This window comes from Rhodococcoides sp. S146-33 (assembly GCF_059489205.1).
In genome coordinates, this window is the sequence record NZ_JCAJWY010000007.1 from 46,759 (window position 1) to 66,926 (window position 20,168).

Annotated in this window: 18 protein-coding genes; 12 read left to right on the forward strand and 6 right to left on the reverse strand. The window is 63.7% G+C overall.

From position 1 onward, the window contains the following. Positions 1-15: 15 nt before the first annotated feature. Positions 16-969, forward strand: coding sequence for a non-homologous end-joining DNA ligase (gene ligD / locus AC5WEY_RS22340; RefSeq protein WP_495647595.1), 954 nt, complete (start codon positions 16-18; stop codon positions 967-969). Positions 970-1,040: 71 nt separating this feature from the next. On the opposite strand, the gene argG is transcribed toward ligD, so the two are convergent. Both argG and AC5WEY_RS22350 read right to left on the reverse strand, forming a co-directional pair. Further along, positions 1,041-2,456: an argininosuccinate synthase gene (gene argG / locus AC5WEY_RS22345; protein ID WP_495647596.1), complete on the reverse strand. Its 1,416-nt coding sequence runs from the start codon at positions 2,454-2,456 to the stop codon at positions 1,041-1,043. 66 nt (positions 2,457-2,522) lie between these two features. Next, entirely contained in the window at positions 2,523-3,218 is a 696-nt protein-coding gene (locus AC5WEY_RS22350; RefSeq protein ID WP_057475068.1) for a FadR/GntR family transcriptional regulator, read from the reverse strand. 100 nt (positions 3,219-3,318) lie between these two features. Between AC5WEY_RS22350 and aspA the strand changes: the two genes are divergently transcribed. Genes aspA through AC5WEY_RS22365 form a run of 3 tightly spaced genes read left to right on the forward strand, consistent with a single transcriptional unit; the run spans position 3,319 to position 7,073 of the window. Next, entirely contained in the window at positions 3,319-4,758 is a 1,440-nt protein-coding gene (gene aspA, locus AC5WEY_RS22355; protein ID WP_495647597.1) for an aspartate ammonia-lyase, read from the forward strand. Between the two features lie 4 nt (positions 4,759-4,762). Continuing rightward, on the forward strand, positions 4,763-6,196 hold the full coding sequence (locus tag AC5WEY_RS22360) for an amino acid permease (protein WP_495647598.1): 1,434 nt from the start codon (positions 4,763-4,765) through the stop codon (positions 6,194-6,196). After that, the gene (locus AC5WEY_RS22365; protein WP_495647599.1) at positions 6,189-7,073 is read left to right on the forward strand and encodes an asparaginase; all 885 of its coding nucleotides are present in this window, start codon (positions 6,189-6,191) and stop codon (positions 7,071-7,073) included. The genes AC5WEY_RS22360 and AC5WEY_RS22365 overlap by 8 nt, the downstream gene beginning before the upstream one ends. A 43-nt stretch (positions 7,074-7,116) precedes the next feature. Here AC5WEY_RS22365 and AC5WEY_RS22370 read toward each other — a convergent pair whose 3' ends face one another. Continuing rightward, entirely contained in the window at positions 7,117-7,923 is an 807-nt protein-coding gene (locus AC5WEY_RS22370; RefSeq protein ID WP_495647600.1) for an MOSC domain-containing protein, read from the reverse strand. Positions 7,924-7,944: 21 nt separating this feature from the next. Here AC5WEY_RS22370 and AC5WEY_RS22375 point away from each other — a divergent pair, with 21 nt between their 5' ends. Further along, positions 7,945-8,517, forward strand: a complete 573-nt coding sequence (locus tag AC5WEY_RS22375) for an isochorismatase family protein (RefSeq protein ID WP_495647601.1) — start codon at positions 7,945-7,947, stop codon at positions 8,515-8,517. On the opposite strand, the gene AC5WEY_RS22380 is transcribed toward AC5WEY_RS22375, so the two are convergent. Beyond that, entirely contained in the window at positions 8,514-9,116 is a 603-nt protein-coding gene (locus AC5WEY_RS22380) for a hypothetical protein (RefSeq protein WP_495647602.1), read from the reverse strand. The two genes, AC5WEY_RS22375 and AC5WEY_RS22380, sit on opposite strands and share 4 nt — an antisense overlap. 59 nt (positions 9,117-9,175) lie before the next feature. Between AC5WEY_RS22380 and AC5WEY_RS22385 the strand changes: the two genes are divergently transcribed. Together AC5WEY_RS22385 and AC5WEY_RS22390 are read left to right on the forward strand one after the other, a co-directional pair. Beyond that, positions 9,176-10,588 carry a glucose-6-phosphate dehydrogenase gene (locus AC5WEY_RS22385; RefSeq protein WP_495647603.1) on the forward strand — a complete coding sequence of 471 codons (1,413 nt, stop codon included), beginning with the start codon at positions 9,176-9,178 and terminating at the stop codon, positions 10,586-10,588. Between the two features lie 147 nt (positions 10,589-10,735). Beyond that, positions 10,736-10,873, forward strand: coding sequence for a hypothetical protein (locus AC5WEY_RS22390; RefSeq protein ID WP_495647604.1), 138 nt, complete (start codon positions 10,736-10,738; stop codon positions 10,871-10,873). 68 nt (positions 10,874-10,941) lie between these two features. Here AC5WEY_RS22390 and AC5WEY_RS22395 read toward each other — a convergent pair whose 3' ends face one another. Further along, entirely contained in the window at positions 10,942-11,148 is a 207-nt protein-coding gene (locus AC5WEY_RS22395; protein ID WP_057475074.1) for a PspC domain-containing protein, read from the reverse strand. 291 nt (positions 11,149-11,439) lie between these two features. Here AC5WEY_RS22395 and ppk2 point away from each other — a divergent pair, with 291 nt between their 5' ends. From ppk2 to AC5WEY_RS22410, 3 genes are all read left to right on the forward strand, one after another. Then, complete coding sequence (gene ppk2 / locus AC5WEY_RS22400) at positions 11,440-12,384, forward strand: polyphosphate kinase 2 (RefSeq protein WP_495647605.1); 945 nt, start codon at positions 11,440-11,442, stop codon at positions 12,382-12,384. Between the two features lie 1,077 nt (positions 12,385-13,461). Then, positions 13,462-14,295 carry an alpha/beta hydrolase family protein gene (locus tag AC5WEY_RS22405; RefSeq protein WP_495647606.1) on the forward strand — a complete coding sequence of 278 codons (834 nt, stop codon included), beginning with the start codon at positions 13,462-13,464 and terminating at the stop codon, positions 14,293-14,295. A 193-nt stretch (positions 14,296-14,488) separates the two neighbouring features. Next, positions 14,489-15,487: an alpha/beta hydrolase gene (locus tag AC5WEY_RS22410; RefSeq protein ID WP_495647607.1), complete on the forward strand. Its 999-nt coding sequence runs from the start codon at positions 14,489-14,491 to the stop codon at positions 15,485-15,487. Between the two features lie 3 nt (positions 15,488-15,490). Here AC5WEY_RS22410 and AC5WEY_RS22415 read toward each other — a convergent pair whose 3' ends face one another. Further along, complete coding sequence (locus AC5WEY_RS22415; protein WP_495647608.1) at positions 15,491-17,560, reverse strand: prolyl oligopeptidase family serine peptidase; 2,070 nt, start codon at positions 17,558-17,560, stop codon at positions 15,491-15,493. A 115-nt stretch (positions 17,561-17,675) separates the two neighbouring features. On the opposite strand from AC5WEY_RS22415, the gene lpdA reads away from it, so the two are divergent. Together lpdA and AC5WEY_RS22425 are read left to right on the forward strand one after the other, a co-directional pair. Continuing rightward, positions 17,676-19,091, forward strand: coding sequence for a dihydrolipoyl dehydrogenase (gene lpdA / locus AC5WEY_RS22420; RefSeq protein ID WP_495647609.1), 1,416 nt, complete (start codon positions 17,676-17,678; stop codon positions 19,089-19,091). A gap of 260 nt (positions 19,092-19,351) precedes the next feature. Next, positions 19,352-20,167 (forward strand): MlaE family ABC transporter permease, encoded by an 816-nt coding sequence (locus AC5WEY_RS22425; RefSeq protein ID WP_057475079.1) that lies wholly within the window; start codon positions 19,352-19,354, stop codon positions 20,165-20,167. Position 20,168 lies beyond the last annotated feature (1 nt).

Consider the following 20,168-nt stretch of genomic DNA (forward strand, 5'->3'; position numbering starts at 1 on the left):
CTTACGCTCGACCGCATGGCCAGTAGCTCTCCGTCGATCGAGTTACCGGTCGGTGACCGCATCGTCCGCATCTCCAATCCCGATCGGGTGTACTTCCCCGAGAGCGGGGCCACCAAGCTGGATCTGGTGAACTACTACCTGAGCGTGGGCGACGGCATCGTGCGTGCGCTGCGGGAGCGCCCGTGCATGATGCACCGCTTTCCCAAGGGCCTCGCCGGCGACAAGGTGCACCAGAAGCGCGTGCCCAACGGAGCGCCGCCGTGGCTCGAGACCGTGCAGGTGACGTTTCCCCGCTACAACCGCACCGCCGACGAACTGTGCGTGACGGAGTTGGCGCACGTGGCCTGGGCCGTGCAGATGTCCACCGTCGAATTCCACCCGTGGAACAGTCGCCGCGCCGACGTCGAGATGCCCGACGAGTGGCGCATCGACCTCGACCCGATGCCCGACTGCCCTTTCGATCGGGTTCGGCGTGTGGCGGGGGTGGTGCAGGAAGTGCTGAGTGATCTCGGTGCCGTCGGCTGGCCCAAGACCTCCGGCGGCCATGGTCTGCACATCTACGTTCGGATCGATCCGGCCTATGGCTTCAAGGACTTACGAAGGGCGGCATTGGCTTTCGCGCGAGAAGTAGAGCGTCGCGCACCGGAGGACGTGACCACGACGTGGTGGCGCAAGGACCGCGACCCGTCGAAACTGTTCGTCGATTACAACCAGAATGCCCGCGATCACACCATCGCCAGTGCATATTCGGTGCGGGGAAATCAGCAGGCGACGGTGTCGACGCCGATCTCGTGGGACGAAGTAGCGAGCGTGGATCCTCGCGAGTTCACGATGTTCACGGTGCCGGCCAGGTTTGCCGAATTGGGTGACCTGCATGACGGCATCGACGACGCAGTGTTCGCGATCGACGAGCTACTCGAATGGGCCGAGCGCGACGAGCATCAGGGTTTGACGGCGCCCGAAGAGTGATGCGCCGAACTCGCAGTTATGTACGGAAATCCGTACAAATCCGTACACAACTGCGAGTTCGGCGGCAAAAATTAGTCGGTGCCGGACTCGATGGCGGCGTTGTCGAGGGCCGAGGAATCCACCGAACTATCGGGGCTGCTCGCGGCGATCGCGTCGGCTCCGCCTGCGGGCAGTTCGCCGATCAGATCGCCCCAGGCCGTGAGCTGATTCTGCGCGGCGTACTGCTCGAGTTTGCTGCGTGAATCGGCGATGTCGAGGTTGCGCATCGTCAACTGTCCGATGCGGTCGCCGGGGAAGAACGCCTGGCCCTGGCTGCGTTCCATGGACAGCTTCTCGGGGTGGTAGCTGAAGTTGCTGCCCTGGGTGTCGACGATCGTGAAGTCCTGGCCGCGGCGCAATCGCAGTGTCACGCTGCCGCTAACGACGTTACCGACCCAGCGCTGCAGGCCCTCGCGCAGCATCAGTGCCTGCGGATCGAACCAGCGGCCCTCGTACAGCAGGCGTCCGAGTCGACGGCCCTCGTTGTGGTACGACGCGACGGTGTCCTCGTTGTGGATGGCGTTGACGAGACGCTCGTAGGTGATGTGCAGCAGCGCCATTCCGGGGGCCTCGTAGATGCCCCGGCTCTTGGCTTCGATGATGCGGTTCTCGATCTGGTCGCTCATGCCGAGCCCGTGGCGTCCCCCGATGGCGTTGGCTTCCATGACGAGGTCGACGGGGCTGTCGAAACTCTGTCCATTGATCCGCACCGGGCGGCCGCGCTCGAACTCGACGGTGACCTCCTCGGGAGCGATCTCCACCTCGGGATCCCAGAACCTGACGCCCATGATGGGGCTGACGATCTCGAGGGACGTATCGAGGTATTCGAGCTTCTTCGCTTCGTGGGTGGCACCCCAGATGTTGGCGTCGGTGGAGTACGCCTTCTCCGCGGAGTCGCGGTAGGGAAGCGTGCGCTGCGTGAGCCACTGCGACATTTCGTGGCGGCCGCCGAGCTCGGCGACGAACGCCTCGTCGAGCCAGGGCTTGTAGATGCGCAGCTCCGGGTTGGCGAGCAGGCCGTAACGGTAGAACCGCTCGATGTCGTTGCCCTTGTACGTCGAACCGTCGCCCCAGATCGAGACGCCGTCCTCCTGCATCGCTTTGACCAACATCGTGCCGGTCACCGCGCGGCCGAGCGGAGTGGTGTTGAAGTACGTCTGCAGCGACGAGCGGATGTGGAACGCGCCGCAGGTCAGCGCGGCCAGGCCCTCCTCGACGAGCGGTTCGCGACAGTCGATGAGCCGCGCCTGCTCGGCCCCATAGGCCAAGCCGCGTTCGGGCACATCCGACAGATCCGGTTCGTCGTACTGGCCGATGTCGGCGGTGTACGCGTACGGGACCGCGCCGTGCTCGCGCATCCATGCCACGGCCACCGAGGTGTCGAGACCGCCGGAGAATGCAATGCCGATTCGTTCGCCGACCGGGAGGGAGTTCAGTACCTTCGTCACGGCCCGCAGCTTAGTAGGGGTCGTTCCGCAGGCTGCACTCCCGGCCCACCGTGCGGTCCACAACCGTCACCGGCGCAGTGACTCCACAGCTCCGCGGACAGCGCTGAGGTGGTCGGTCATGGCCTGAGCAGCAGCGGAGTAACTACCCGAGCGGATTCCTTCGACGATGGCGTCGTGCTCGATGTTGGATTGCTGCTGGCGATGCGCGACGAGGTTGAGGGTTTCGGATTGGCGGGTCAACGCGCCGCGGATATCGACGATGATCGCCTCGAACACACGGTTCTTGCTGGCCCTGGCGATGGCGGTGTGGAATTGGCCGTCGAGCGTGACCCAGCTCTGCTGGTCGTCCTCCTCGCGCATCTCCTCGGTGAGCCCGAGCAGGATCTGCAGATCCTCCTCGGTGTGCCTTTCGGCTGCCCAGCCTGCGGCGGGAATTTCGACGTGTGGCCTGGCCTCCATCAGCTCGCGCGCTGCGTAGTTGCCGATGTCGAGATCGCCCGTGACCCGATCGGCGATGACGAACGTCCCTCGGCCGGTCTTGGTTTCGGTCAGACCCAGGGCCGTGCACGATCTGAGGGCCTCACGGATGACGGAGCGGCTGACGCTGTGTCGGGCGGCCAGCGAGGCCTCGGACGGCAATTTCTGTCCGACGGGGAGATCGCCCGACGAGATCGCGGCTCGTAGGTCTGCGAACACCGCCTCGGCTGCGCTCATGCGGGCATTGGTGGGCGCACTGACTGCCCAGCTGTCCGACAGGTTCATGCAGTGATCCTATCCCGGGGTTGACCTACGAGGTGTTCTGCGCCACACTCTACCTGTCAGACAGCCGGACAGCTAGACACCCCCACCTAGGAGCGCAACTGTGGCCGATACCCGTATCGAGAAGGATCTTCTCGGGGAACGTGACATCCCGACGAGCGTGTATTGGGGAATCCACACTCTGCGAGCCCTCGAGAACTTCCCCATCACCGGGCGTCCGATCTCCACCAATGCGCACCTCGTTCGTGGACTCGCGGCGGTGAAGTGGGCGGCCGCATCGGCCAATCAGGACCTCGGGATTCTCGACGCCACCCGCGGGGAGGCGATCCGCACGGCGTGCCAGGAAATTCTCGACGGCCAGTGGCACGAGCAGTTCGTCGTCGACGTCATTCAGGGCGGCGCGGGCACCTCGACCAACATGAACGCCAACGAGGTCATCGCGAACCGTGCCCTGGAGATCCTCGGGCATCCGCACGGCGACTACAGCATGCTGCACCCCAACGAGCACGTGAACGCCTCGCAGTCCACCAACGACGTGTACCCGACGTCGGTCAACATCGCGACCATCTTCGCCGTACACGAGCTCATCGCCTCGATGAAGGTGCTGCGAGATTCGTTCTCCCGCAAAGCAAGCGAGTTCGCGACCGTCGTCAAGATGGGCCGCACCCAGCTGCAGGACGCGGTGCCGATGACCCTCGGGCAGGAGTTCGGTACCTATGCGATCATGATCGACGAGGACTGCTCACGGCTCGAAGAAGCCGCACTGCTCGTCCACGAGATCAATCTCGGAGCCACCGCTATCGGCACCGGCCTCAACGCACCCGCCGGCTACACCGAGTCGGCCGTCGCGCACCTGCGCACCATCACCGGCTTGCCGCTCGTCACCGCGACGGATCTCATCGAGGCGACTCAGGACGTCGGACAGTTCGTACACCTGTCCGGTGTGCTCAAGCGTGTGGCAGTGAAGCTGTCGAAGATCTGCAACGACCTGCGGCTGCTGTCGTCCGGTCCGCGGGCCGGATTCAACGAGATCAATCTGCCGCCGATGCAGGCGGGTTCGTCGATCATGCCCGGCAAGGTGAATCCCGTCATTCCCGAGGTTCTCAACCAGGTTGCCTACGAGGTGATCGGGCACGACGTCACCATCACGATGGCCGCCGAGGCGGGGCAGCTGCAGCTCAACGCATTCGAGCCGATCATCGTCAAATCCCTGTCGGACGGTATGGCGCATCTCAGTGCCGCCTGCCGCACCGTCGCGCATCGGTGCGTCGACGGCATCACTGCCAACGTGGATCTGTTGCGCGAGCGCGTCGAGAACTCGATCGGTCTGGTCACCGCTCTCAGCCCGTATCTCGGATACGTCGAATCCACCGCCATTGCCCAGGAAGCACTGGTCAGTGGTCGCAATGTCGTCGATCTTGTGCTCGAGAAAGGGTTGCTGGCGCGCGAGGAGCTGGATCGACTGCTGAGCCCCGAGCATCTCGCGAACCTGCGGGTCGCTCCCACCGAGCATGCCGTTGCTCCCGAGACATCGACGAGGTGACGCGATGAGCACAGAGAACCCGACCCAGAAGCAGTCCTTCGACGAAGAGGATCTGGGATATCGAAAAGAGCTGGCCCCGCGCCAGATTCAGATGATCGCCATCGGCGGCGCGATCGGCACGGGCCTCTTCATGGGTGCCGGCGGCCGACTGCGCGACGCCGGTCCCGCGTTGGTTCTGGTGTACGCGCTGTGTGGATTCTTCGCATTCCTGATCCTGCGCGCGCTGGGCGAGCTGGTGATGCACCGACCGTCATCAGGATCGTTCGTGTCGTACTCGCGCGAATTCTTCGGGGAGAAAGTCGCTTTCGCAGCCGGCTGGCTCTACTGGATGAACTGGGCGATGACGGCGGTTGTCGATGTCACCGCCGTGGCGCTGTACATGAATTTCTTCAAGAAGTACTGGGCGCCACTGGGCGACGTCGACCAATGGGTGTTCGCGCTCGCAGGCCTGGTGCTCGTGCTCGGTTTGAATCTGGTGTCGGTCAAGGTCTTCGGCGAGCTCGAATTCTGGTTCGCGCTCATCAAAGTCGTTGCGCTGGTGACTTTCTTGGCGATCGGCACCTACTACGTCATCTTCGGCACACCCATCGACGGGCAGGAGCCGGGTCTGAGTGTGCTCACCGACAACGGGGGTCTCATCCCCAACGGACTGCTACCTGCGATCGTCGTGATCCAGGGCGTCGTATTCGCGTACGCCTCGATCGAGCTGGTCGGCACGGCAGCCGGGGAGACGCAGCACCCGGAGAAGGTTATTCCCAAGGCGATCAACACCGTCATCGTCCGCATCGTCGTGTTCTACGTCGGTTCGGTGCTGTTGCTCTCACTTCTGCTGCCGCACACCGCATATCAGGCCGGTGAGAGTCCGTTCGTGACGTTCTTCGGAGCCATCGACGTCGACGGCGCCGACGCGATCATGAATCTTGTGGTCCTCACCGCGGCGCTGTCCTCACTCAACGCCGGGCTGTATTCCACCGGACGCATCCTGCATTCGATGGCCGTCGCCGGCTCGGCTCCGAAATTTGCGGCCCGGATGAACAAGTCGGGGGTGCCGTACGGCGGCATCGCACTGACGTCGGTGGTGACGTTGCTCGGCGTCGTGCTCAATGCCGTCGTGCCGGCGCAGGCATTCGAGATCGTGCTCAACCTCGCTGCGCTCGGCATCATCAGCGCATGGGCCGTGATCGTGGCGTGCCAACTGAAGTTCTGGTCGCTGTCCAAGACCGGCGCGGTCACCCGACCTGCATTCCGACTGTTCGGTGCGCCGTACACCGGATACGCAACGCTAGGCTTCCTGGCGTGTGTACTCGTGCTGATGGCCTTCGACAAACCCGTGGGAACCTGGACGGTGGCGTCGATCCTGCTCATCGCGCCGATGCTCATCGGAGGTTGGTACTTGTGCCGCAACAGAATTCGAGAGGTAGCAGCGCGAAGTGAGTGAGCATGTCGCCTTGTTGACCACCGGTGGAACGATCGCCAGTAGTCGCGACGAGCACGGGGTGTCTCGGCCGGTGGCCGGTGCAGGGATAGATCTCGAGGGTGTGCGGGTGCGTGAGGTGATGTCGAAGGACAGCTCCGCTCTGGACTTCGCGGATCTCGACACCATTCGCACTGCAGTGACGGATGCCCTGGCCGAGGACGGCTGCGTCGGAGCGGTGGTGCTGCACGGAACCGACACGATGGAGGAGTCGGTCCTCTACGTCGATCTGTTCCACGACGACGAGCGTCCGGTGGTGTTCACCGGTGCCCAGCGCACGGCCGATCACCCAGACCCCGACGGGCCGAGCAATATCGCCGCAGCGGTGGCGGCAGCGCAGTCCGAACGCGGTGTCTTGATCGCCTTCGGTGGACGGTTGCTGCCGGCGCGCGGTGCGATCAAGATGCACACCACCGAGCTCGACGCGTTCCGCTCTGCCGCGCTCCTTCGGCCGAAACCCTTGCAGTGGAAGCCCGTTGCCGGGATCAGGGTCGACGTCGTCGCGTTGTATCCGGGTGCCGACGGCGTCCAGATCGATGCCTGCGTCGACGCCGGGGCGTCGGGCATCGTGCTCGAGGCACTGGGCTCGGGGAACACAAACGCCAGTGTCGTCCGCGCGGTGAAGCATGCGGTGGACGCCGGGGTGCACGTGGTCGTCACGACGCGGGTGCCGTTCGGTGAGACCTCGCCGACGTACGGCGGCGGCGGAGGTGGGCACGATCTGCTGAATGCGGGTGCGGTGTTCTCACGGGAACTGCGCGCGGGGCAGGCACGTATTCAGTTGGCGGCGCTCATTGCATCGGAAGCAAGTGCGATGGTTGTCCACAATTCGTTCTCGTAGGCGGAAAACCGTCTGCGGACGCAAATAGTGGACACTCAGCGCACTACAGCTCCGACGCGCCCCAGGACTCGACGCGTAGTTCGTCACCGATCGAGACGGTGCCTTCTTCGATCACCGAGAACTTGGAACCGAACGCGACGCCCTTCTGCCGACCTCGGCGGTAGTCACCCAGGGTGCGCAGCGGTTCCGGCCCGCCCCGCTCACCGGTGGTCTGCTCGACCGTGGTGACGGCGCAGCGGATGGCCAGTTTGGTGTAGGCGAGGCGAGCGGACCCGATCGCGACTTCCCGGATCTCGTCCTCCCGGTGCGGTTCTTCCCATCCGTCGAGAACGATGTTGGGGCGAAATCGATCCATCGGCAGTGCGACGTCGAGTCGGGAGTTGAGACCGGCCAGTGTGGCGGTCGAGAGGATGTGTACCGCAGCGCTGTCGGCGAATTGTGCTGTCCCGGGGGAGATTCCATCGGTGACACGGCCGTGGTCGCGTGGGGCAACAACCAGCCTGGACGGTTCTCCGATCACCTCGGCGAGCCAGTCGGCGACCTCGTCGCCCTGGTCGATACCGTGCATCGGTGCGCGAAACATCGTGATGTCCCGCGCCTCGGAGTCCCGGTCCACCGGCACGGTCACCGAACCGGTCGTCGCATGCGAGAGGGTCAACGTTCCGTCACCCACCGAGCATCGAACGACCGCGAGAACGGGATCGGTGCGTTGACTGCGAAAAGCGCCGTCTTCGTCGACGATCATGAATGCTCGATCGTGTTCGAGACCGGTGGCACTCACGTGGGCCGAATCCAGTGCGACACCTGCGCATCCCTTGACGGGGTAGGTGACGAGAGACGATATGCGCACGCGTCGAGGATACTGGGCTCCATGACACGTGCTCTGTTGATAGTGGATGTGCAGAACGATTTCACCGAGGGCGGCGCGCTCGCGGTGAGCGGCGGCGCGGAGGTCGCCCGCAAGGTGAGCGCTTACCTTGCGCGCCACGGTGACGAGTACGACCTCGTGGTGTCCTCGCGCGATTGGCACGATGCGGAGGGCGACAACGGTGGACACTTCGCGACCGATGCCGCCCCGGATTTCGTCACCACGTGGCCGGTGCACTGCGTAGCGGGCACGGTCGGCGCCGAGTATCACCCGGACTACGCAACCGGTTCGGTCGACGTGCACGTCTACAAGGGGCAGGGGAAACCGTCGTACTCGGCGTTCGAGGGTGTCACCGAGGACGGGACACCCCTCGCCGAGATATTCACCGCCAACGAGGTCACTGCCATCGACGTCGTCGGACTTGCAACCGACTACTGCGTGCTGGCGTCCGCGAAAGACGCTGTGGCCGAGAAGCTCGACGTCCGCGTTCTCACCGATCTCGTTGCGGGCGTTGCGCCCGAGACGTCCGCCACGGCCCTCGACGATCTGCGAAAGTCCGGCGCGGTGGTGGTCTAACTGTCGATCGTGGTGGTGATGGCGGTGACCGACGGTGCCGCCGGGGTGCTGCCGAAACCGAAGGTCACCGGGGGAGTGACGGGGGTGAGCGATCCGAGGTCCTTGCCCTGCCACGATGCCGAGACGTCGGTGACCCGATGTTGGCCGCGCGCACCGTAATACTCGCGTCGGCCCCCACCGGCGCTGCCGCGGGTGCGTACGCCGCGCAGTATCACTCGTGCGATGGGATCGCTGATCGCGCAGAACCACGGTGCCGTCGACACTGCATCGGGGACGAGGCGCAACGCGCGGCCGAGCATGGTGGGCCCGGCAACGCGAATTCTCACCGACAGATCACCGGCCCGCACCGAGCGCCAATTGTCGGGTTCCGCCGCGAACGTCACCGGTACCAGCTCGGTGGAGTCGAAGGTGTATGTCGCGGTGACGAATTCCCTGACGTCCTCGTTGGGCGCTATCAGCAGACGCTGCCCGTCGGCGAATTGGACCATGACGTCGGTGAACTCGCCGAGCGGCGACCGCGTCCAATGCCCAACGACGATTCGCACACCTGACGCCGTGCCTACCCCGTAGATCTCCCCGTGAAACCGTGATCTGGTCATCATCCACCCTCATCGTCGGCACTGTGCGCTCCCAAACTCTGCGGTGCATAGTGGAGGTCATGGCGTCCTCGCAACCCACTGTATTCGTCCTGTTCGGCGCAACCGGAGACCTCGCGAAGCGAATGGTCCTGCCGTCGTTCTACCAACTTCACCTCGAGGGCCTACTGCCCGAGAAATGGGTCCTGATCGGCAACGGTCGCAAGGACTCGTCCGACGACGAGTTCCGCGATCATGTCCGTAGCGTTCTCGACGAGTTCGCCGAGAACGTGGCCGAGGACGATTGGTCTGCGTTTTCCGAGCGAATCCGCTTTGCGGGCAACGGCTTCACCGTCGATGATCCCGGTAAGTTGCCCGACGTCGTCGCCGAGGTGAAGAAGGACATCGGTGACGACGCCCAGTTGGTGCACTACATCGCATTGCCGCCGAGCACCTTCGTCGATTACACGAAGGCCCTCGGGGCACACGATCTCGCCGATGGTGCCCGGGTTGTGTATGAGAAGCCCTTCGGCACCTCGCAGAAGAACTTCGAGGAACTCGACAAGGCCGTCCACGAGGTCGTCGACGAAAAACAGGTCTATCGAATCGATCACTTCCTCGGCAAGGAAGCGACGCAGAACCTGCACGTGGCGCGGTTCGCCAACGGAATGATCAGTGGCATCTGGAGCGCCGAGCACGTGGCGCAGGTGCAGATCGACGTGCCCGAGACCCTCGACATCGACGATCGCGCCGAGTTCTACGACGCCACCGGCGCAGTGCTGGACATGCTCGTCACCCACCTGTTCCAGGTTGCGGCCGAGGTGGCGATGGAGCCGCCGGCATCGTTGAAGGCAGATGATCTGCAAGCCGCTCGCGAGACCGTGATCGGTCGGTTCCGGCCGCTCGACACCGCCGAGGTGGTTCTCGGTCAGTACGACGGTTACCGCGACGTCGAGGGCGTCGACGATAATTCGTCCGTCGACACGTTCGTGGCGGCGAAGTTGTGGGTCGATACCGACCGCTGGCGTGGGGTTCCGTTTCTGCTCCGCACCGGAAAGATGTTGGGGGTGAGCCAACAGCGCGTCTCGTTGGTGTTCCGCAAGCCGGCCGACAGTCCGCTGGGCGAGCTGCCGGAGGACGGCGCGGTGCTCTCGTTCGACCTCTCCGGCGACGGCAGCATCGACATCGCCATGACGGTCAAGGAGCCGGGTCCCGATTTCGACCTGTCGGTCGGACACCTGGCGCTCCCACTCGAGTCGGTGCCCGATGCCGAGCCGCTCAGCCCGTACGCGCGCCTGATTCTCGACGTGCTCAGCGGCGATCGTTCGCTGTTCACTCGGCCCGACGGCTTGGCACACGTGTGGGACGTGGCCGCACCGTTGTTGGACAATCCGCCGACGGTGCAGAGTTACGCACCCGGTTCGATGGGACCCGCCGCGGCCGACGACCTTGCGGCACCATGCGGTTGGTTGATCACAGGGAAGAACGAGGACTGACTGGGCGTCGCGTTCGAGGGCTCAAACAGTCGGTAGGTCCTTTTTGTCCGAAACTGTGGACCGGGCCGTATTCGGAACGTTATGTTTCTGCGGCCTGGTCACACTTGCGACTCAGGTCATGGCCACGCCCTCGAAAGGTTCTCCCTCATGTTTCTTGATCTCATCCTCGGTCTGCTCGGCGGCGGCGAAGACGGCGGTGTCACGGACATCATCACCGGCGACCTGCTCGACGGGCTGCTCGAAGGACTCCTCGGCGGCAGCACCGGCAGCTTCGGCTCCAGCTAAATTCGGTACAGACCGGCCCCGCGTCTCTGATCAGAGGCGACGGGGCCTTTTCTGTGTCCGCCGCCGGATCACGGCCGGCGCGGCATCAACATCAGCGCCGCAAGGTAGATCAGTACGACGGTGCCGCCGGTGAGGACTGCTCCGGCTACGGTGGCGAGTCGGACGATGTTGACGTCCCAGCCGAAATACTCGGCAATTCCGCCACACACACCTCCCACCATGTTCTGTGTACTCGACCGGGTGAATTCTCTGGGTGAACCGCTCTCGAATGTCATGGTGAAAAGTCTGCGTCATCAACGGCTTTCGGCGCATCGGGGGTTTCACCCATATCGACCCCGATAAACGGACGGTCCGGCACACGCTGCTGGAACAATATCCTCGACTTTTCCGCGCCGAGGCCTGGACCGAAACCTTCGGTGAGGGCTACGGTCGCATTCGATCGGCCGTGCGGGCGTCGCCCCGGCCCGTCCCCCTTGCGGGCCGGGAGCGACGTGCAGCGGCCGAAGGCGTGCGGTGTTCACCGAATCGCCATGGATTGGTCACCGATGAGCACTAACTTTCGGCACATGACCGACAACGATCTCCGCAACGGTGAGGCTTCACGTACGAACCTGAGCGATCTGCTCGACATCACCAAGGCAGTTGATCTTGCCGACACATCGGGCTACACCGTCGACGACTCCGACGACGACGATCCGGTTCTGCTGACGGTCCCCGACGGGCACGTCGTCGATACCTGGCGGGAGAACTACCCGTACGACGAACGCATGACTCGGGCGGAGTACGACCTCGAGAAGCGACTGCTGCAGATCGAGCTTCTGAAGCTGCAGATGTGGACCAAGGAGACCGGTCGACGCCACGTCATCATTTTCGAGGGCCGGGACGCCGCCGGTAAGGGTGGCACGATCAAGCGCTTCATGGAGCACCTGAACCCCCGCGGTGCCAGCGTCGTCGCCCTCGAGAAGCCGTCGGTCCGTGAGTCGACGGAGTGGTACTTCCAGCGCTACATCGCGCATCTGCCTGCCGCCGGCGAGATCGTCATGTTCGACAGGTCCTGGTACAACCGGGCAGGTGTGGAACGCGTGATGGGCTTCTGCACTGACGAGCAACACGCCCAGTTCGTCCGGCAGGCTCCGTTGTTCGAGCAGATGCTCGTGGACGAGGGCATCAGCCTGACCAAGTTCTGGTTCTCGGTCTCGCAACACGAGCAGCGCACCCGCTTCGCTATTCGGCAGGTCGACCCGGTGCGGCAATGGAAACTTTCGCCCATGGACCTCGCATCGTTGGACAAATGGGATGCGTACACCGCGGCGAAGGAAGAGAACTTTCGCGCCACCGACACCGACGTCGCACCGTGGACGATCGTCAAGAGCAACGACAAGAAGCGCGCCCGCATCAATGCAATGCGTTTTGTGCTCAACAAATTCGACTATGCCAACAAGGACCCCGAAATAGTCGGAGAAACAGACCCACTGCTTGTCGGTCGCGCCAAAGACGTGATCGGCGAATAGTTTTCGGCGAATTCGCGGTGTGCTTTCCGGTACTCGGTTGCGGTAACGCCTTGTCGGCATCTCGAGTTGGTACCGGGTGCTGCGCCAAACCTTAGCGTGCGGTAAGAACGAAGAAGGTCGTATTACCTACGGCTGTACGTACACACGAGCATCAGGAGTTCTCATGGGTTCAGCAGCGCAGTTCTTCACCGACATCGCCACCGGAGTCTACGACGGCATCGTCGATGCGATCGTCGACCAGATCGTCGGCGTGCTGACGTCCGGTAGCGCCGCTTAAGCAGTCGGATAATGTCGCGGTCGCCGTCGGGGGCGGCCGCGGCATCGGCGACACCGTGACCGTTTTGTGATGGCTCACTAAGATTTTCGACTTTTAGTCTCGAATGCGTATACAGAACGTAATCCGATCGGGTACAAATCTTCTTGCAGAGGTAATCGAGTGACGACCGTCACGTTCGATCTGCATCCCCCTCTATCAAGGAGCCTGTCGCATGTCCGCTGAACTCGGTGACCTCTTCGCAATTCTCCTCCAGCTCTTCTCGGGTATCAGTTCTTCTTCCGACTGACATTCCTGGCTCCACGCCGTCGGCCCCTGGCCGTGACGCCCGATCGGAGCCGCTGTCTTTCGGCCCCACGTTCTTCCACGATGCTGTCGCAGCATCGAATCCCGCTTTCCTGAAGGAGTTTTCAATGGAATTGCTCGCAATCCTGCTGCAGTTGCTCGCTCTCGGTAGCTCGGAGGGCAGCGGCTCGGGCGTGCTCGAAATCCCCGGCGCGCTTCCCAGCTGAACCGCGACCGAAAGCCGGGCCCGACATGCTGTCGGACCCGGCTTTCGTGGTTTCGAAGTGTCATTCGTTCGACCGAAAAGCTCTGCATCAGTCGATGATTCGCCGCCGATCCGGTAGACCTGAGTAGATCGCCGGTGCGTCGGGCATCGACGGGAACTCCGGGGGGCATCATGCTCGAATCCATCGTCGGCTTCATCAACAGTCAGCTGTTCTGGTTCAGCTGGTCTACGGGTAGCTTCCACCCGATCATCCTCTAGTCGGCTGCACGGGCCCACGTCATAAGGTGGGCCGATGCAGACGGTTCCTATTCAGATGCCCGACGGTTCGACGGTGCCGGTGACACTGTTTCCGGGCGAGGGTCGAGACGATGCGCCCGTCATCGTGATTCTCCCGGGTCTCGGGATCCCCGGCGGCTACTACCGGCTGTTTGCCGAGGCGCTCGTCGCGCGCGGCTTTCATGCTGCGATAGGCGATCTTCGCGGTCAGGGCGACAGTAAGCCGAAGCCGAGCTCGTCGAGCAGATACGGGTATCAGGAGCTGGTGTCGGTCGACTTTCCCGCGATCTTCGAGGTGGTTCGGGAGCAGTTCCCGGAAGCGACCCCCTACCTTCTCGGTCACAGCATGGGTGGGCAGCTCGGGTCGATGTACGCCGCCCGTATCCGAGGCAGGCTCGGCGGATTGATTCTGGTGGCGTCCGGCTCGCCGTATCACCGTGGCTTCGGTACGACCCGCGGCGTCCCGCTGTACGTGGGCGCTGCCGCTATGGCGATCACCAGTAGCATCGCCGGCTTCTGGCCGGGTGACCGAATCGGTATCGGCGGCTTCGGTCGTCAGTCACGCGTCCTGATCGACGATTGGTCCCGGTTCGCACGCACCGGATCGATCGAGCCGGCGGGGGCGGACATGGACTACGAGGAACGCATGGGTCGGCTGACGCTTCCGGTGCTTGCGGTCACCATCGAAGGTGACGACCTCGCACCGCGCGGGTCGATGGAGAACCTCGTCCGCAAGCTCGTTCATGCGGACGTCACCTCGAAGCACGTGGACGAGCCTCTCGGTCACAACGGCTGGATCCGTAACCCCACCGTGGTCGCCGACCTCGTGGCCGAGTGGATGCGCAGGTAGTCCACTTGAATTAACTTTTGGTTTTTAGCACACTATTCGTCATTTCAGCATACTTCCGGTTCGTTTTGGTGTAGAAAGCTTTTGAACCAACAATTGTTCGACGACGTTAGTGGGCACGACTATGAACGGCGTGGGGGATTCGATTCGTCGACGAAGGGGTGGGGTCGGGTTCGCTCGTTCGACCGGACGCGGAATGGCCGTACTGTGCGCGGTTGCCTGCATGACGGCTGCGATGCAGCCACTCGCACTCGCGGCGCCTGTCGACTCGCTGCCGATTCGCTCGACGTCGTCCTACGTGGTGCGCACCGAGGCTGCCGACGACGTTGCCATGACCGCGTTCGTCCACTCTGCCGCGATGGATCGAACGATTCCGCTGAAGATCCTGCGTTCACCCGACCGGACGGCACCGAGCCCCACGCTGTATCTGCTCAACGGTGCGGGCGGCGGACTCGACGGAATGGACTGGTACACCCAAACCGATGTCGTGTCCTTCTTCGCCGACAAGAACGTCAACGTGGTGACTCCGGTCGGTGGGGCGTACTCCTACTACACGGATTGGCAGCGCGACGATCCCGCCCAGGGCCGTAACAAGTGGGCGACGTTCCTGGCGGACGAACTGCCCCCGCTCATCGATGACCTGTTGAAGACCAACGGTCGCAACGTAATTGCCGGTATCTCGATGGCGGCGACATCGGTGCTGAATCTGGCGATTCGGAATCCGGGGCTCTACAGGGCAGTCGGCTCGTACAGCGGCTGTGCTTCGACAACCGATCCGTTGGGCAAGGCGTACGTCAAGACCGTCGCGTCGTTGGCTCTCGGAACAGACGTGACCAACATGTGGGGCCCCGACGGTGATCCCGACTGGATTCGCAACGACGCGGTCGTCAACGCCGAGAAGTTGCGCGGAACCGCGCTGTACATCTCCAACGGCAGCGGTCTGGCGGGAGCATCGGACACTCTGGACGGTACCAATCCCAACGGACCGGGCTTCGTACTGCTCAACCAGATGATCGTGGGCGGCGCTATCGAGGTGGCAACGGGGGACTGCACGCGGCGTCTGCAGACTGCTCTTGGCCGGCTCGATATTCCGGCCCACTTCGAGCTTCGTGATCGGGGGACCCATTCGTGGGGTTACTGGGAGACCGATCTGCACAACTCGTGGCCGATGTTCGAGGACGCTCTCGCCGGCTGACCGTCAGCTGCGAGTGAGGTGCCGCCACAGAAACTCGTAGGTCAGCGCCGTCTTGAAGGCCAATTGCGCATTGTCCGATGCCCCGCCGTGTCCGCCCTCGATGTTCTCGTAGTAGTTCACATCGTGACCGAGTTCGGCCAACCGAGCCGCCATCTTGCGAGCATGTCCGGGGTGGACCCGGTCGTCCCTCGTCGAGGTCGCGATCAGGATCGGTGGATACCGCCGCTCCGACGCGGCCACCACGTTCTGATAGGGGGAGTACTGCGAGATGAACTCCCACTCGTCGGGGTTGTCCGGATCGCCGTACTCGGCTACCCAGGACGCGCCTGCGAGCAGCAGGTGGTAACGCTTCATGTCCAACAGCGGTACCTGACATACCAACGCGCCGAACAGTTCCGGGTACTTCGTCACCATGATGCCCATCAACAGGCCGCCGTTGCTACCGCCCTGAGCTGCCAGCTGCTCGGTGGTGGTGATGCCCCGGGTGACGAGATCACGCGCCACCGCTGCGAAGTCCTCGTGCACCAGATGACGTCCCGCACGCAGTACCTGGGTATGCCAGGACGGCCCGTACTCGCCGCCGCCGCGGATGTTGGCGACGACGTAGGTGCCGCCACGTTCGAGCCATGCTCGTCCGGTTGCGCCGCTGTAGCCGGGAGTCATCGAGATCTCGAAGCCGCCGTAGCCGTACAGCAGCGTGGGGCCGGGACCGGCGTCGACGCGGCGGACGACGAAGTAGGGGATCTGTGTTCCGTCGTCCGAGCGGGCGAAGAACTGCTCCACCGTCATGCCGTCGGCGTCGAAGAACGCCGGGGCCTGCTTGAGGATCTCCAGTTCGCCCCCGACCGTGCCGAGCAGCAGTGTCGCCGGAGTGAGATAGCCGGAGGACGACAGGAAGAACTCGTCGCCGTTCTCCTCGGCGTCCGTACCGATGATCTCGGTGGACGTCAGGTCGGACAACCCGTCGACGGTGGCCGTGTCCCACTCCGTCGTGCGCGTTTTGCGCCCCTCCAGGTACGCAAAACGCGCACGAGGGGTGAGGACGTGCAACTGCGTTCGCACGTCCTGCAGTGTCACCAGCAGCAGATGATTCTCGGTCCACGCGTACTGATGCAGGGATGTGTGCTCGTCCGGCGCGAACAACACCGTCAAAGATGTTGTACCGGAAATGAACTCGTCGAAGTCCGCAGCGAGCAGTGCGCCGGCCGGGTAAGTGGTGTCGCCGACGGTCCACGGCGTCATCGTCCGAACCAGCAGCCAGTTCTCGTGAACCGAGGTCGACGCGTCGGTGGGCGTCGGGATCAGGGTCAACGCGGACCCGTCGAGTAGGTAGGTCTCGGAGTTGTAGAAGTCGGTGGCCCGCTGAACGAAGTCACGCTCGAAGCCGGGGGTGCGATCGTGCCAGGCGGAGATCGAGATGTCCTGTGCTTGTCCCTCGAAGACGGTCTCGGCCTCGACGAGGTCGGTGCCGCGCCGCCACCGCTTGGTGATCCGCGGGTAGCCCGATTCGGTGAGTGAACCGTCCCCGAAGTCCGTTCCGACGAAGACGGTGTCGGCATCGATCCAGCCGATGTCGGTCTTGGCCTCGGGTAGTGCGAATCCGCCGTCCTCCGGCGCGCGGAACGTGCGGGAGTCGAGGTCGAACTCACGAACCACCGTCGCGTCGGCTCCGCCGCGGGACAGAGTGACCAGCGCCAGTCTCTGGTCGGGACGCAGCACCTGGGCACCGCCCCACACCCAATTCTCGCCCTCGCTCTCGGCCAGCGCGTCCAGATCGAGCAGCACGTCCCACGCCGGATTCTCGGTTCGGTACTCGTCCATCGTGGTTCGACGCCAGAGGCCGCGGACGTGCTCGCCGTCGCGCCAGAAGTTGTACAGAAACTGCCCACGGCGGCGGGCGTACGGAATGCGGGCATCGGTGTCGAGGATCTCTCGGATGCTCGCCTCGGTGGCGTCGAAGGCCGTGGCGCTCAGCGCCTCGACCGTCACCTCGTTCTTCTCGCGCACCCACGCGAGCGCAGCGTCGCCGGTGACGTCTTCGAGCCAGAGGTACGGGTCGTCCGAAATTGCCATTCCACAGTTCTAGCAGCAGACGCGTCCTCGGGTCGGTCGGCCGACCGGAGGCTACCGGCGGGTAACGAAGACCAGGTCGAGACAGTGCGGCAGAGCACGACTACGCTGGGGCCTCGTGACCTCACACTATGACGTCGTTGTCCTCGGAGCCGGTCCCGGTGGGTACGTCGCTGCTATCCGCGCGGCACAACTCGGACTCAGCACTGCCATCATCGAGAAGAAGTACTGGGGCGGTGTGTGCCTGAACGTCGGCTGCATCCCGTCCAAGGCCCTTCTCCGTAACGCCGAGTTGGCGCATCTCTTCACCAAAGAGGCCAAGCTGTTCGGCATTTCGGGTGAAGCGTCCTTCGGCTTCGGCGCGGCATTCGACCGCAGCCGCAAGGTCGCGGACGGACGCGTCAAGGGCATCCACTTCCTGATGAAGAAGAACAAGATCCCCGAGTACGACGGCCAGGGCACGTTCACCGACGCCAACACCATCGAGGTCGAGCTGACCAAGGGTGGCACCGAGACGATCACGTTCGACAACGCGATCATCGCGACCGGCAGTACCACCAAGCTGCTCCCGGGAACCGAGCTGAGCAAGAACGTCGTCACGTACGAAGAGCAGATCATGACCAAGGAGCTGCCGGGGTCGATCCTCATCGTCGGTGCCGGCGCGATCGGCATGGAGTTCGGCTACGTGCTCAAGAACTACGGCGTCGACGTGACCATCGTCGAGTACCTCGATCGCGCGCTTCCGAACGAGGACAAGGACGTCTCGAAGGAAATCGAGAAGCAGTACAAGAAGCTCGGCGTCAAGGTCATCACCGGCGCAGGCGTGCAGAGCATCGACGACGACGGCTCCAAGGTCACCGTCGAGATCAAGCACAACAAGTCCGGTGAGAGCGAGACGTTCACCGTCGACAAGGTGATGCAGTCCGTCGGGTTCTCGCCGCGCGTCGAAGGATTCGGCCTCGAGAAGACCGGCGTCGAACTCACCGATCGCGGTGCCATCGGCATCACGAACACGATGCAGACCAACGTCCCGCACATTTACGCCATCGGCGACGTCACAGCCAAGCTTCAGCTCGCCCACGTCGCGGAGGCGCAGGCCGTGGTGGCTGCCGAAACCATCGGCGGCGCAGAGACATTGCCGATCGACGACTACCGCATGATGCCCCGCGCCACGTTCTGCCAGCCGCAGGTCGCCAGCTTCGGGCTCACCGAGGATCAGGCCCGCGAGGAGGCACAGGCTCGCGGATCGGACATCAAGGTCGCGAACTTCCCGTTCGCCGCCAACGGCAAGGCACACGGCCTGGGCGACGCCACCGGCTTCGTCAAGCTCATCGCCGACACCGAGCACGGCGAGCTTCTGGGTGGCCACCTCATCGGACCGGATGTCTCGGAGCTGCTGCCCGAGCTGACCCTGGCCCAGAAGTGGGACCTGACGGTCAACGAGCTGGCCCGCAACGTCCACACGCACCCGACTCTGTCGGAGGCGCTGCAGGAAGCGATCCACGGCCTCGCAGGCCACATGATCAACTTCTGATCCTCTCCCCGAACACGACGGCGGCGACCACTTCGGTGGTCGCCGCCGTTCGTTGTGACGGCGCTCAGTTCTGATGGTGAACTCGGATCATGAAGCAGTGCTATCGATTCTGTGAACAGTCATAGGTCGATAGGTGATGAAAACGTCACCTGCCCGGAGACCAGCTGATACTTTCCCTTTCGCGACGCTCCGAGGGGTTCGGTGCGCGCTGCGGAAGCACCCACAAGTGCTTCGCAACATCACCAGGGGGGTGAGTCGAGTTGGCGATCCGATCGAACGTCAGCGGAGCCGGGCGCTCGCGCGTGTCCACCGGATTTCGTACCTTCGGTCGCGCGCTCGAGCTGGCCCTCGACGCCTTCGTTCACCTCGTTGCCGACATCGTCCGACTGCGCCATCCATGGCGTGATTCGGTCGATCAAGCCTGGTTCGTCGTCACCGTCACTGCAGTTCCCGCCATCCTCGTCTCCATCCCGTTCGGGGTCATCGTCTCGGTCCAGGTAGGTTCGCTCACCGACCAGATCGGGGCCACGTCGATCGCCGGCGCCGCGGGCGGTCTCGGGGTGATCCGGCAGGGCGCGCCGATCGTCGCCGCTCTGCTTCTCGGTGGGGCCGCGGGTTCGGCCATCGCGGCAGATCTGGGATCGCGCACGATCCGCGACGAGATCGATGCGCTGAAGACCATGGGCATCGACCCGGTCCGACGCCTCGTCGTACCCCGGCTCGCGGCGATTCTGTTCGTGGCACCGCTGTTGTGCATCCTGATCATCTTCATGGGGATCGCCGCCGGGTACATGATCAATGTCGGATTTCAGGGCGGCACACCGGGAAGCTACATCTCGTCGTTTGCATCCTTCGCGTCGGTCGGCGATCTGGTGGTCGCCCTGATCAAGACGGAGATCTTCGGGGTGATCGTGGTCATCGTCGCCTGTCAGCGCGGCTTTGCCGCCGTGGACGGGCCCCGCGGCGTAGCCAATGCCGTCAATGCTGCTGTTGTCGTCGGAGTGATCTCGGCCTTCACCGTCAATGTGGTCATCACTCAGTTGGTGGCCATGTTCATGCCGCAGAAGCTGGGATAGG